A 13311-nucleotide genomic window follows, 5' to 3' on the forward strand; every position below is an offset into this window, starting at 1 on the left:
GCCTGATGAGCCGACGAGTCGACGCGCGCCGTTCCGGCCCGCCGCTGCCGCTGGCCCTCCTGACGCTGGCCCTGCTGCACGCGCATGGCGCCTCGGCGCAGGGCACGGGCCTCGACGGCCCGCTCACGCTCAAGCGCACGCCCCAGCTCGCCGAGACCATTCCGCCGCTGCTGCGCAGCCAGCTGCCCAGCCTCGTGAGCGGCGACCGCATCTCGGGGCCGGCCCGACCTCGAGACCGTGGTGGAAGGCAATGCCAGTCTGCGGCGCGGCGAAACCGCCATCACCGCCGACCGCCTCGAGTACTACCAGCCCGACGACCGCGCGCGTGCCACGGGCAACGTGCGCGTCAACCAGGCCGGCAACGTCTATGAGGGCCCCGAGCTCGAGCTCAAGCTCGAGACCTTCGAGGGCTTCTTCAACAACGTGCGCTACACCTTCCTCGCCAATGGCGGGCACGGCGAGGCGCAGCGCATCGACTTCGTCGATTCCAACGTGTCGATCGCGCGCCAGGGCACCTACACCACCTGCCGCCGCGAGGACTTCCCGGGCTGGATGCCGGCCTGGATCCTGAGCGCCGCCTCGATCACCACCGACAGCGAGGAGAACGTGGGCGTCGCCAAGGACGCGCGGCTGAGCTTCATGGGCATCACCACGCCGGCGCTGCCCAGCCTGAGCTTCCCGCTGTCGAACGAGCGCAAGAGCGGCCTGCTGCCGCCCACCATCGGCATCGACAACACCAACGGCATCGAGTATTCGCAGCCGTACTACTGGAACATCGCGCCGAACCGCGACGCCACCATCACGCCGACGCTGATGTCCAAGCGCGGCATCAACCTGGGTTCGGAGTTCCGCTACCTCGAGAAGGGCTACAACGGCACCGTCCGGCTCGACCTGATGGGCAGCGACCGCCTGGTGGGCCAGCGCTTCAACGAGTCGCGCGCCACGCAGTTGCAGCAGCTGGCCAGCGGCCAGATCCAGGCCAAGGACCTCGACCTGCGGCAGCCCAGTTCCCGGCGCTGGGGCGTCTGGCTCAACCACCATCAGGATTTCGACGCCAAGTCGCTCGGTCTCGATTCGCTCGCGGCCAACATCAACATCAACCGCGTCAGCGACAACGACTACTGGCGCGACTTCACGCGCACGCCCACGCTGTCGCAACGCCTGCTGCCCAACGACGCCACGCTCAGCTGGAGCAAGGGCGACTGGAACGGCGTGGTGCGCGCGCTGCGCTACCAGACGCTGCAGTACACCCTGGCGCCCGTCGTGCCGTCGTACGACCGCATGCCGCAGATCACGGCCAACTACAACAAGTACGACTGGGGTGGCTTCGACTTCTCGTTCACCACGGACTACACGCGCTTCCGCGTGAACCGCATCGCCTCCGGCCAACCGGGCTACGACGCGGTCCAGCAGTCGCAGCCCGACGGCGACCGCCTGTACGCCGTGGCGGCGCTGAGCCGGCCCTTCCTCACGCCGAGCACCTTCGTCATCCCGAAGGTGCAGCTGCACGCCACCACCTACAGCTACTACGTGCCGCAGGGCGACATCCCGAAGCTCACGGTCAACAACGTGCAGTACGTGAACGGCATTCCGTACGACCCGAACTCGCCGGTGCTCTGGTCCACCTCGGCCAACCGCACGGTGCCGACCTTCAGCCTCGACAGCGGCCTGATCTTCGAGCGCGACGCGAGCTTCTTCGGCCGCGCCTTCCGCCAGACGCTGGAGCCGCGCGCCTACTACGTCTACACGCCCTTCCGCGACCAGAGCAAGCTGCCCAACTACGACACGGCCGCCAACGACTTCAGCTTCGCGACCATCTACACCGAGAACGCGTTCTCGGGCAACGACCGCATCTCCGACACCAACACGCTCACCACGGGCGTGACCTCGAGGCTGATCGATCCCGACACCGGTGCCGAGGCCGCGCGCTTCGGCGTCGCGCAGCGGCTGCGCTTCTCCGACCAGCGCGTCACGCTGCCGGGCGCGAATCCCGTCACCGACCGCGCGAGCGACCTGCTGCTGGGCGGCCAGATCAACTGGACGCCCAAGTGGAGCCTGGACACGGTCATCCAGTACAACCCCGACACCCGCAAGTCCACGCGCAGCGCCATCAGCGCGCGCTACAACCCGGCGCCCTATCACAACGTGAACATCGCGCTGCGCTACCAGGCGCCCAGCGATGCCTACCTCGCGGCCAAGGCGCTCAACCCGAACACCACCGCCGTCAACGACGGCAGCAAGTCGATCGACGTCGGCTGGCAGTGGCCGCTCAACGACTTCTGGGGCGACAAGGGCAAGGACCTCGGTCCCGGCAAGGGCCAGGGCGGCGGACGCTGGTACGCGGTGGGCCGGCTGAACTACGACCTGCAGGACCGCAAGCTCACCGACGGCGTCCTCGGCGTCGAATACGACGGCTGCTGCTGGATCGGGCGCGTGGTGCTGCAGCGCATCACCACCGGCCAGGTGACGGCCAACACCCGCATCATGTTCCAGCTCGAATTCGTCGGTTTCGCGGCCATCGGCTCGAGTCCGATGCAGGCCCTGCGCACCAACATCCAACGCTACCAGCCCCTGCGCACACCGGTCGAAGGGCCGAGCCGCTTCACCAATTACGACTGAGACGAGAGACCGAGCAACGCCATGAAACACATCCGTTCCATTCTCAGCCTGGCCTGCCTCGCCACGCTGGCCGTTACCGCCGGCGCCCAGCAGGGCTTCCGTTCCAGCGGCGGCATCACCGACATCATGCGCGCCGGTCCGCGCCTGGCGCCGCCGGCCGCACGGCCCGCCGCGCCGCCGGCACCGGTGCAGCGCTCGGCCGAATTCATCGTCGCGCTGGTCAATTCCGAACCGATCACCAACACCGAGGTGCTGACCCGCGTGCAGCGGCTGATCCAGGAGAACCCCGACGCCGAGCGCGTGCCGCGCCCCGAACTCGCGCGCATGGTGCTCGAGCGGCTGATCTCCGAGCGCGCGCAATTGCAGCTCGCCAAGGAAACCGGCATCAAGGTCGACGAGATCGCCATCGACCAGGCCGAGCAGACCGTGGCGCGCCAGAACCAGATGACCCTGCCCGAGCTGCGCCAGCGCGTGACGGCCGAAGGCATCAGCCTGCAGGCCTTCCGCAACGACCTGCGCGACCAGCTGCTGCTCACGCGCCTGCGTGGCCGCGAGGTCGATTCGAAGGTCAAGGTCAGCGACGCGGAAGCCGACCAGTTCCTGCTGGACCAGCGCAACAGCGGCGGCAAGGGCGATCCGTCCATGCTGAACCTCAACCTCGCGCAACTGCTGGTGGCCGTGCCCGAGAACGCCACCGACGCGCAGGTGGCGCAGGCGCAGCAGAAGGCCCAGGGCCTCGCGCAGCGCGCGCGTTCCGGCGAGGACTTCACCAAGCTGGTGCAGAGCAATTCCGACGCGCCCGACCGCGCCAATGGCGGCGCGCTCGGGATGCGCACGGCCGACCGCTATCCGCCGCTGTTCGTCGAGGCCGTGCAGTCCACGGCCGTGGGCGGCATCGTCGGGCCGGTGCGCACGGCCGCCGGCTTCCACGTCGTCAAGGTGATCGCCAAGGAACAGGTCGGCTCGGCCGATGCCGTGGTCACGCAGACCCATGCGCGCCACATCCTGCTGCAGAACGACCCCAAGCGCACCACCGAGCAGGCGGTGGCGCAGCTGGCCGAATTCAAGCGGCGCATCGAGGCCAGCGGCGGCAGCGTCGACTTCGCCAGCCTGGCACGCGACAACTCGCAGGACGGCAGCGCCAAGGACGGCGGCGACCTCGGCTGGGCTCGCCCGGGCATGTTCGTGCCCGAGTTCGAGGAGGCCATGAACCGCCTCGCGCCGGGCCAGATCAGCGATCCGGTGGTGTCGCGCTTCGGCGTTCACCTGATCCAGGTGCTCGAGCGCCGCAACGTCAAGCCGAGCCAGGACGAGCAGCGCGAAGCCGCCCGTGCCGTGCTGCGCGACCAGCGCACCGAGGAAGCCTTCAACACCTGGGCGCAGGAAGTGCGCGCGCGCGCCTACGTCGAGTTCCGCGAGCCGCCGCAGTCCTGATCGGCACACGATGGCGCACATTCCCAGGAAGCGCTTCGGCCAGCACTTCCTGTCCGACGGCGGCATCATCGACGCGATCGTGCGCGAGATCGCGCCGCAGCCCGGCGACCCCATGGTCGAGATCGGTCCCGGCCTCGCGGCGCTCACGCAGCCGCTGGTCGAGCGGCTCGGCCGGCTCACCGTCATCGAGCTTGACCGCGACCTCGCCAAGCGGCTGCGCAGCCATCCGCAGCTCGAGGTGGTCGAGTCCGACGTGCTCAAGGTCGACTTCGCGGCGCTGGCGGCGAAGGTGCCGACCACCGCGCTGCGCGTGGTCGGCAACCTGCCCTACAACATCTCCACGCCGATCCTGTTCCACCTGCTGGGCTATGCCCACCTGGTGGCCGACCAGCACTTCATGCTGCAGAAGGAAGTGATCGACCGCATGGTGGCGCGCCCCGCCACCTCGGACTACAGCCGCCTGAGCGTGATGCTGCAGTGGCGCTACGCGATGGAGAACGTGCTGTTCGTGCCGCCCGAGAGCTTCGATCCGCCGCCGCGCGTCGACAGCGCCGTGGTGCGCATGGTGCCGCTGGCCACGCCGCCGGCGGTCGATGCGAAGCGGCTCGAGGAGATCGTGCAGGTCGCGTTCAGCCAGCGCCGCAAGCTGCTGCGCCACACGCTGGGCAAGTGGCTCGACGAACACGGCTTCGCCGGCGAATTCGATACGCAGCGCCGGGCCGAGGAGGTGCCGGTCGAGCAGTACGTGGCGCTGGCGCAGACGCCGGGGCTCGGCTGAGCGGGCGTTGTCTGCGGGAGAAACGAAAAAACCCGTCGACGACGGGTTTTTTTTCTTGCGGTGCCGGAACGTGCCCGGCGAGCGCTTTCTCGATTACGCCGCGGCGAGCCAGTAGCCCGCGTTGAACGGGCTGCTCATGCGCAAGGCGAGCGGCGAGACATCGACCAGTTTGTCGGTCGGCATCTTTTCGCCGGTGGGTTCATCGGTCGCGGTGGCGGTCACCGCGGGGGCGACGGTGGCCGGATCGATCTGGATGCCATCGAGGGTTGCCGCGGCGGTCGGCTGGGCCTCGTTCGCCCGTTCTGCTTGGCTGGTTTGTGCAGAACGGGCTACAGAAAAGAATAGAAGCACCGGAAGGGCACCTTGCGGTCGCCCCAGTAGTCCGACGCGTCGCGGAAGATGTCGAGCAGCTGCTCGCGCGCTTCCTTGTCGAACTTGCCATTGGCCGGGATCTGTTCGAGAACGATCACGAAACCGGGCTGCGGGCCCGATTTATGCAACGGGTCGGTCATGCAGTCGTACAGCGCGTCGAAGTTCTTGCCGAAGTGCGCCGGAAAGGTGAACTGCTGGGCGATCAGGTCGAGCACGTCCTGCTTCGTCTGTGCGTTGCCCAGGTTGGCGTACAGGAAGTGCTGGCCCGCTGCGTTGGCGGCGTCCTGCAGGTCGCTCACGCGGAACGCGCGAATCGATTGCACGATGTTCGGGCGTACGCCACGAAGGGATAAAGTCATCTCCGCTGGTCTTTCCATAGTCATCATCATTTCTTCGGGGCGCTTCGGTGCGCCGCTCAAGTCGTTGTCGTCGCCGCTCATGGCGTGATCCGCCTGAAACTCGCGTAGTGGTCCGCCGTGTACCAGCAGGCCTCGGGTGCCGTGCGCTTCTCGCCGCCGCAGACGATGCGCCGGGCGCCGCGATCGCGCGATCCGGGCGTGGTCACCGTGTACTCGCGATAGTGGCCGCGCCGGGCCGGGGGCAGGAGCCGTTCGCGATTGCCGAACACCGAGCCGTCCTTGTCGTACCGGAAGGGGCCGCCGTTCAGGATGGCTTCGTAGGTACGCTGGCCTTGCGCCGGCAGCTCGGCCAGCGCAATCGTTTCCTGGGCGGTGGAATTCCCGGCGCCGAACCATCCGCGGGCCTCGGCCCCCGTCGTCGCCAGCGCCGCCAGCATGAAGCCGGTGAGCGCAAACTTAGCGACAGAGGACGTGATCGAGGCGCAAGACGCCATCGCCATAGAGAGGCACCACAAGAAAAGAGCGGGGGGTTCGGATCAGCGATCAACCTTGGGGTTAACCCGCAAATCCAAGCCCGCGAGTGTGCACCACGCTGGCGAAAATAGCAAGCGACTGCCCAAAGTTTGAGCAGTATCGGGGGCTTGACAGGGACACCATAAGTTGGCGTCCACTCTCGAAGGAATGCTTGCTAAAGCTTAACGTTCAGCGTTGGCGTCGGCCACCGTGAGTGCCGTCATGTTCACGATGCGCCGCACGGTGGCGCTCGCCGTGAGAATGTGCACGGGTTTGGCCGCTCCGAGCAGCACCGGGCCGATCGCGATGTTGCCGCCGGCCGCCGTCTTGAGCAGGTTGTAGGAAATGTTGGCCGAATCGATGTTCGGGAAAACCAGCAGGTTGGCATCGCCGGCCAGCGCGCTGTGCGGCATGACCACCGCGCGCTGCTTGCTGTCGAGCGCCACGTCGCCGTGCATTTCGCCGTCGACCTCGAGCCAGGGCGCCTGCACGCGCAGCAGGTCGAGCGTCTTGCGCATCTTCAGCGCGCTGGGCTCGTTGCTGGTGCCGAAGTTCGAATGCGACAGCAGCGCCGCCTTGGGCTTGAGGCCGAAGCGCATCATCTCCTCGGCCGCCATGGTCGTGATCTCGGCCAGTTCCTCGGGCGTCGGGTCGTAGTTGACGTGGGTGTCGACCAGGAACACCTGGCGCTCGGGCAGCAGCAGGCCGTTCATGCAGGCGTACACCGGCACGTCCTGCGGGGTGCTGGCGCAGCCGCCGGGGCGCTTGCCGATCACCTGGTCGATGTAGTGCAGGTGGATCAGCGTGGTGCCCCAGGTGCCGCAGATCATGCCGTCGACCTCGCCCTTGTGCAGCAGCATCGCGCCGATCAGCGTCAGGCGGCGGCGCATCTCGATCTTGGCGACCTGCACCGTGATGCCCTTGCGCTCGGTCATGCGGTGGTAGGTCTGCCAGAAGTCGCGGTAGCGGTGGTCCTGCTCGACGTTGACCACGTCGTAGTCGAGCTCTTCCTTCAGGCGCAGGCCGAACTTCTCGATGCGCTGGGCGATGATCGCCGGGCGGCCGATCAGCGTCGGGCGCGCGATGCCCTCGTCGACCACGATCTGCGCGGCGCGCAGCACCGCGTTCTTCCTCGCCCTCGCAGTAGGCCACGCGCTTCTTCGGCGCGCGCTTGGCGGCGTCGAAGATCGGCTTCATGGTGGTGCCCGAGGCGTAGACGAAGCTCTGCAGCTTGTCGCGGTAGGCGTCCATGTCCTTGATCGGACGCAGCGCCACGCCGCTTTCCTCGGCCGCCTTGGCCACGGCCGGCGCGATCTTCATCATCAGGCGCGGGTCGAAGGGCTTCGGGATCAGGTATTCGGGGCCGAACGACAGCTTCTCGCCGACGTAGGCGGCCGCCACGCGCTCGCTCTGCTCGGCCTGGGCCAGCTCGGCAATGGCGTGCACCGCGGCGATCTCCATCTCGTCGGTGATCGTGGTCGCGCCCGAGTCGAGCGCGCCGCGGAAGATGTACGGGAAGCACAGGACGTTGTTGACCTGGTTCGGGTAATCGGTGCGGCCGGTGGCCATGATGATGTCGTCGCGCACCGTGCGCGCGTCTTCGGGCGTGATTTCCGGATTCGGATCGGCCAGCGCGAAGATCACCGGGCGCGTCGCCATCTTGGCGACCATCGCGGGCTTGAGCACGCCGCCGGCCGACAGGCCCAGGAACACGTCGGCACCCTCGATCACCTCGGCCAGCGAGCGCGCCGTGGTGTTCTGCATGTACTGGCGCTTGTCGTCGTCCATCAGCTCGGTGCGGCCTTCGTAGACCACGCCGGCCAGGTCGGTCACGAACACGTTCTCGCGCTTCAGGCCCACCTTGAGCAGCAGGTTCAGGCAGGCCAGCGCCGCGGCGCCCGCGCCCGAGGTCACGAGCTTCACGTCGGCGATGTTCTTGCCGGCCACCTTCAGGCCGTTGAGCATGGCCGCGGCCACGGTGATCGCCGTACCGTGCTGGTCGTCGTGGAAGACCGGGATCTTCATGCGCTTGCGCAGCTCGCGCTCGACGTAGAAGCAGTCGGGCGCCTTGATGTCCTCGAGGTTGATCGCGCCGAAGGTGGGCTCGAGCGCGGCGATCACCTCGACCAGCTTCGCGGGGTCCTTCTCGTCGATCTCGATGTCGAACACGTCGACGCCGGCGAATTTCTTGAAGAGAACGCCCTTGCCTTCCATCACCGGCTTGGAAGCCAGCGGGCCGATGTCGCCCAGGCCCAGCACCGCGGTGCCGTTGGTGATGACCGCCACGAGGTTGCCGCGCGCGGTGTACTTGAAGGCGTTGGCCGGGTCCTTGACGATCTCCTCGCAGGGCGCGGCCACGCCGGGCGAGTAGGCCAGCGACAGGTCGCGCTGGTTGACCATCTGCTTGGTCGCGGCGATCGAGATCTTTCCGGGGACCGGGAACTCGTGGTACTCGAGGGCGGCACGTCGAAGTTCGGCGCGTTTGTCTTCGGCGAGGGAGTCGAGGATGACGAAGGGGTCGTGTCAGACATGTGCCGTTGCTCCTGGGGCGCTTCTTCTGGGGGCGCCGATTGTAGACCTCGGACGATGACGGACTATGCCGCCTGGCCAGGGTGCAGCCATGACCAAAATGACCAAAAGCACGGGTCCGCCGTCAAGTCGGTGTGGCAATATGCCAAGTCCGCACAAAAACCCTCTAGAGGAGCGCAGCCATGGCCCTGATGGATTTCATCAAGAAACAGTTCATCGACATCATCCAGTGGACCGAGTCCGGCGACGGCACGCTGGCCTGGCGCTTCCCGATGGCGGAGATGGAAATCCAGAACGGCGCCTCGCTGACGGTGCGCGAGTCGCAGGTCGCGGTGTTCGTCAACGAAGGCCAGGTGGCCGACGTGTTCGGCCCCGGCATGTACAAGCTCACCACGCAGACGCTGCCGGTGCTGACCTACCTGAAGAACTGGGACAAGCTTTTCGAGTCCCCGTTCAAGAGCGACGTCTACTTCTTCAGCACGCGCCAGCAGGTCGACCAGAAGTCGGGCACGCCGCAGCCCATCACCATCCGCGACAAGGACTTCGGCGCCGTGCGCCTGCGCGCCTTCGGCAACTACTCGTTCCGCATCGGCGACGCCAAGCTGTTCCACACCGAGATCTCGGGCACGCGCGACATCTACACCGTGGCCGACCTCGACGGCCAGCTGCGCGGCCTGGTGCTGCAGAACATCAGCAACGCCATCGCCTCCAGCGGCGTGCCCTTCCTCGACCTCGCGGCCAACCAGATCCAGTTCGCGCAGGCGCTGGCGGCCCAGCTGGTGCCCGAGTTCGCCAAGATCGGCATCAAGCTCGAGAACATCACGGTCCAGAACGTCTCGCTGCCCGAGGAACTGCAGAAGATCCTCGACCAGAAGATCGGCATGGGCATGGTCGGCAACGACATGGGCAAGTTCATGCAGTACCAGACGGCGCAGGCGATCCCCAAGTTCGCCGAGGGTGCCGCCAACGGCGGCGGCATCGCGGGCGACGCGATGGGCCTGGGCGCCGGCGTGGCGCTCGGCCAGGTGCTGGCGCAGAACCTCGCGCAGGGCCTGAGCCCGAACGCGGCGGCCCAGGCGGCCGCGACCCCAGCAGCAGCCGGCGGTGGCGGTGGTGAACCCCAACGACGTGATGACCACGCTCGAGAAGCTCGGCGAACTCAAGACCAAGGGCATCCTGACCCAGGAAGAGTTCGACGCCAAGAAGGCCGAACTGCTCAAGAAGCTGGTCTGACCCGGCGCCATGTTCTGTACAGCGCCTGACGCCCGCTCGACGGGCGTGAGAGGCATGATCGGCTGGAAGAACGCCGCGGGCCTCGCGTCCGCGCGTGCGCGCCATGGCTGAGGAAGCCGGCGGCACCCAGCGCTACTACCGCGCGCCCTGCCCCGGTTGCGGCGCGCCGGTCGAGTTCCGATCGGCCCAGTCGACCCATGCGGTCTGCCCCTACTGCCAGAGCACCGTCGTGCGCCAGGGCGACACGCTCGCGCGCACCGGCAAGATGGCCGAGCTGTTCGACGACTTCAGCCCGCTGCAGTTGTTCGCCGCGGGCCGGATCCAGGACAAGCCCTTCACCATCGTCGGCCGGCTTCAATACAAGTACGCCGGCGGCCGCTGGACCGAATGGATCGCGGCCCTCGACGGCGACCGCACCGGCGTGCTCAGCGAGGACAACGGCGCGTACGTCTTCTCGCTGCCGTTCGAACTGCAGCGCACGCCGCCGGCCGCGGCCGACCTGCGCGTGGGCGCCACCACCGCCTTCAACGGCCAGAGCTACACCGTCGCCTCGAACGAGGAAGTGACGCTGGTCTCGGCGCAGGGCGAACTGCCGCACCTGCCCGAGCTCGGCCGGCCGTTCCAGGTGGTCGAGCTGCGCAACGACAAGGGCCTGGTGCTGAGCCTGGACTACGGCTCGCAGCCGCCCACGGCCGCGCTGGGCCGCTCGGTCGAACTCGAATCGCTGCAGCTCACGGGCTTGCGCGAGGACTCCGCCAAGGACGAGAAGGGTCGCAGCTTCAACTGTCCCAACTGCGGCTCGCCGGTCACGCTCAACCTGGCCGACAGCAAGAGCGTCACCTGCCGCTCGTGCAACAGCATCATCGACCTGTCGCAGGGCATCGGCGGCGAGCTCAAGCATGCGGCGCAGAACGAGCCGGTGCGCCCGCTGATCGCGCTGGGCAGCATGGGCCAGCTGCAGGGCGTGCAGTGGCAGGTGGTGGGTTTCCAGCACCGCATGGGCAGCGAGCCCGGCGACGACGAGCAGTTCGGCTGGGACGAATACCTGCTCTACAACAAGAAGCGCGGCTTCAGCTTCCTGGTCGATGCCGAGGACGGCTGGAGCATGGTGCGCCCCACCACCGGCGCGCCGGTGATGGCCGAGAACGGCAGCACCGCCACCTACCTCGGCAAGCGCTACCAGCAGCAGTACGCCTACAACGCCGAGACCACCTACGTGGCCGGCGAGTTCTACTGGCAGGTCGAGCGCGGGCAGAAGACCTTCAACCGCGACTTCGCGTCGGGCGGCGCCCTGCTGTCGATGGAGCGCTCGGCCAACGAGCTCACCTGGTCCTCGGGCAGCAAGATCGACAGCGGCGCGGTCGCCACGGCCTTCAAGCTCGATGCCAAGAAGGACCTGTTCGAGCGCTCCGACGCACTGCCGGTCAGCGCGGCTTCGGGGCTGGGCTGCGGCACCATGATCGTGATCGCCATCGTGATCATCGTGCTGGTCATCATCCTGAGCACCTGCAGCAGCAGCGGCGGCGGTTCGGGCGGCGGCTACCGCAGCTCGGGCGGCTCCTACGGCGGCTCCTCGAGCGGCGGCGGCCACAAATGACGAAGATCGCGCTGCCGCTTCCGATTCATCGACTGATACGATACAGATACGACTGGAGGTCCCCATGGGATTTGAATGGCTGAAACCTGGCGTGGTCCTCGGATCGCTCGTGTACGCGCTGATCGGCGTGGTGATCTTCTGGCTCTGCTTCCTGATCATCGACAAGATCACGCCCTATGACCTGTGGGGCGAGATCGTCGAGAAGCAGAACGTGGCGCTGGGCCTGGTCGTCGCCGCGATGAGCCTGGGCATCAGCATCATCGTCGCCGCCGCCATCCATTGAGCGCGGAGCAGGCCCCGTCCGCGCGCCCGGCCGATGCGCGCGGGCCGCAGCCCGTAGAGATCGCGCTGCTCGCCAGCGTCTTCGTGGTGGCCGCCTGCGGGCTGGTCTACGAACTCAGCGCGGCGGCGCTCAGCTCCTACCTGCTGGGCGACTCGGTGCTGCAGTTCAGCACCATCATCGGCACCTACCTGTTCGCGATGGGCGTGGGCTCGTGGCTGTCGCGCTATTTCGACCGCCAGCTGCCGGCCCATTTCCTGCGCATCGAACTGATGGTGGCGCTGATCGGCGGCGCGCTGCCGGCGGTGCTGTTCCTGGCCAATGCCTATGCGCCCGGCGCGTTCCGGCTGCTGCTGTACGGGCTGGTGGTCGTGGTCGGCACGCTGGTCGGGCTCGAGATCCCGCTGGTGATGCGCATCCTGCGGCGCAACGTGGCGCTCAAGAACCTGGTGTCGCAGGTGCTGACCTTCGACTACCTCGGCGCGCTCGCGGTGTCGGTGGCCTTCCCGCTGATCCTGGTGCCGCAGCTCGGCATGATCCGCACCGGCCTGCTGTTCGGCTTCATGAACGCGGCGGTGGCGGTGTGGGCGCTCTGGCTGTTCCGCCACGAGCTGCGGCGCGTCGGCGCGCATGCGCTGGCCTGCTTCCTGTCGCTGGCGGCGCTGCTCGGCGGCTTCATCGGCGCCGACCACATCACCACGCTGGCCGAGGACAAGTTCTACCAGGACCGCATCGTCTTCAGCGCCACCTCGCCCTACCAGCGCATCGTGGTCACGCGCGGGCTGCTCGGGCACCGGCTGTTCCTCAACGGCAACCTGCAGTTCGCCGAGCGCGACGAGTACCGCTACCACGAGGCGCTGGTGCATCCCGTGATGGCCGCCCACGGCGCGCCCAAGAAGGTGGCGGTGCTCGGCGGCGGCGACGGCATGGCGGTGCGCGAGGTGCTCAAGTACCCCTCGGTGGAGTCGGTCACGCTGGTCGAGCTCGATCCGAACATGACGAAGCTGTTCACCGAGCACGAGACCCTGGCCGCGCTCAACGGCCATTCGCTGTCGTCGCCGAAGCTCAAGATCGTCAACACCGATGCTTTCCAGTGGCTGCAGCAGCGCAGTGACGATGACCTGTTCGACGTGATCGTGGTCGACTTTCCCGATCCCACCAACTTCGCGATCGGCAAGCTCTACACCAACAGCTTCTACGCGCTGCTCGACAAGCGCCTCGCGGCCAGCGGCTATGCGGTGATCCAGACCACCTCGCCGCTGGTGGCGCGCAAGAGCTTCTGGACCGTGGCGCAGACGGTGGAGTCGGTGGGCCTGACCGCGACGCCCTATCACGTGCATGTGCCGAGCTTCGGCGAATGGGGCTTCATCATCGCGAGCCACCGCCCCTACCGGAAGCCCGACGCGCTGCCCGCGGGCCTGCGCTTCCTGTCCGCGCCCACGCTGCCGCTGATGTTCGATTTCCCGCTCGACATGGCGCGCGTGCCGGCCGAGGTCAACCGGCTCTCCAACCAGGTCCTCGTCACCACCTATGAGCAAGAGTGGGGCAAGGTCATGGCACATTAAATGGTCCTCCCCCAGGCTGCGCGGCACTGCGT

At 67.4% G+C, this 13311-nt stretch carries 8 protein-coding genes and 3 pseudogenes; 7 read left to right on the forward strand and 4 right to left on the reverse strand.

The genetic code is table 11. From position 1 onward, the window contains the following. The first annotated feature begins 5 nt into the window (after positions 1 to 5). The 3 genes and pseudogenes from ACHMXE_RS43700 to rsmA all read left to right on the forward strand — a co-directional run bounded on the left by ACHMXE_RS43700 (position 6) and on the right by rsmA (position 4831). A pseudogene (locus tag ACHMXE_RS43700) lies at positions 6 to 2619 on the forward strand (LPS-assembly protein LptD). 21 nt (positions 2620 to 2640) lie between these two features. Next, positions 2641 to 4053 (forward strand): peptidylprolyl isomerase, encoded by a 1413-nt coding sequence (locus ACHMXE_RS43705; RefSeq protein ID WP_395349580.1) that lies wholly within the window; start codon positions 2641 to 2643, stop codon positions 4051 to 4053. Between the two features lie 10 nt (positions 4054 to 4063). Then, on the forward strand, positions 4064 to 4831 hold the full coding sequence (gene rsmA / locus ACHMXE_RS43710) for a 16S rRNA (adenine(1518)-N(6)/adenine(1519)-N(6))-dimethyltransferase RsmA (protein WP_209540188.1): 768 nt from the start codon (positions 4064 to 4066) through the stop codon (positions 4829 to 4831). 93 nt (positions 4832 to 4924) lie between these two features. Here the strand turns inward: rsmA and ACHMXE_RS43715 are convergent, their stop codons facing one another. The 4 genes and pseudogenes from ACHMXE_RS43715 to ACHMXE_RS43730 all read right to left on the reverse strand — a co-directional run bounded on the left by ACHMXE_RS43715 (position 4925) and on the right by ACHMXE_RS43730 (position 8606). Further along, on the reverse strand, positions 4925 to 5182 hold the full coding sequence (locus tag ACHMXE_RS43715) for a hypothetical protein (RefSeq protein WP_203203456.1): 258 nt from the start codon (positions 5180 to 5182) through the stop codon (positions 4925 to 4927). Next, positions 5161 to 5586: a barstar family protein gene (locus ACHMXE_RS43720; protein WP_172705479.1), complete on the reverse strand. Its 426-nt coding sequence runs from the start codon at positions 5584 to 5586 to the stop codon at positions 5161 to 5163. The genes ACHMXE_RS43715 and ACHMXE_RS43720 overlap by 22 nt, the downstream gene beginning before the upstream one ends. Positions 5587 to 5639: 53 nt before the next feature. Next, positions 5640 to 6056 carry a ribonuclease domain-containing protein gene (locus tag ACHMXE_RS43725; protein ID WP_203206389.1) on the reverse strand — a complete coding sequence of 139 codons (417 nt, stop codon included), beginning with the start codon at positions 6054 to 6056 and terminating at the stop codon, positions 5640 to 5642. A 201-nt stretch (positions 6057 to 6257) separates the two neighbouring features. After that, positions 6258 to 8606 (reverse strand): annotated as a pseudogene (locus ACHMXE_RS43730) (NADP-dependent malic enzyme). A 180-nt stretch (positions 8607 to 8786) separates the two neighbouring features. On the opposite strand from ACHMXE_RS43730, the pseudogene ACHMXE_RS43735 reads away from it, so the two are divergent. The 4 genes and pseudogenes from ACHMXE_RS43735 to ACHMXE_RS43750 all read left to right on the forward strand — a co-directional run bounded on the left by ACHMXE_RS43735 (position 8787) and on the right by ACHMXE_RS43750 (position 13279). Continuing rightward, positions 8787 to 9837 (forward strand): annotated as a pseudogene (locus ACHMXE_RS43735) (SPFH domain-containing protein). 103 nt (positions 9838 to 9940) lie between these two features. Next, positions 9941 to 11434 carry a DUF4178 domain-containing protein gene (locus ACHMXE_RS43740; RefSeq protein ID WP_203203453.1) on the forward strand — a complete coding sequence of 498 codons (1494 nt, stop codon included), beginning with the start codon at positions 9941 to 9943 and terminating at the stop codon, positions 11432 to 11434. 64 nt (positions 11435 to 11498) lie between these two features. Continuing rightward, the gene (locus tag ACHMXE_RS43745; RefSeq protein WP_019653703.1) at positions 11499 to 11717 is read left to right on the forward strand and encodes a DUF350 domain-containing protein; all 219 of its coding nucleotides are present in this window, start codon (positions 11499 to 11501) and stop codon (positions 11715 to 11717) included. Then, positions 11714 to 13279: a polyamine aminopropyltransferase gene (locus ACHMXE_RS43750; RefSeq protein WP_395349582.1), complete on the forward strand. Its 1566-nt coding sequence runs from the start codon at positions 11714 to 11716 to the stop codon at positions 13277 to 13279. The genes ACHMXE_RS43745 and ACHMXE_RS43750 overlap by 4 nt, the downstream gene beginning before the upstream one ends. Positions 13280 to 13311 lie beyond the last annotated feature (32 nt).

It is taken from the genome of Variovorax sp. UC122_21 (assembly GCF_044056785.1).
Classification (GTDB): Bacteria; Pseudomonadota; Gammaproteobacteria; order Burkholderiales; family Burkholderiaceae_C; genus Variovorax.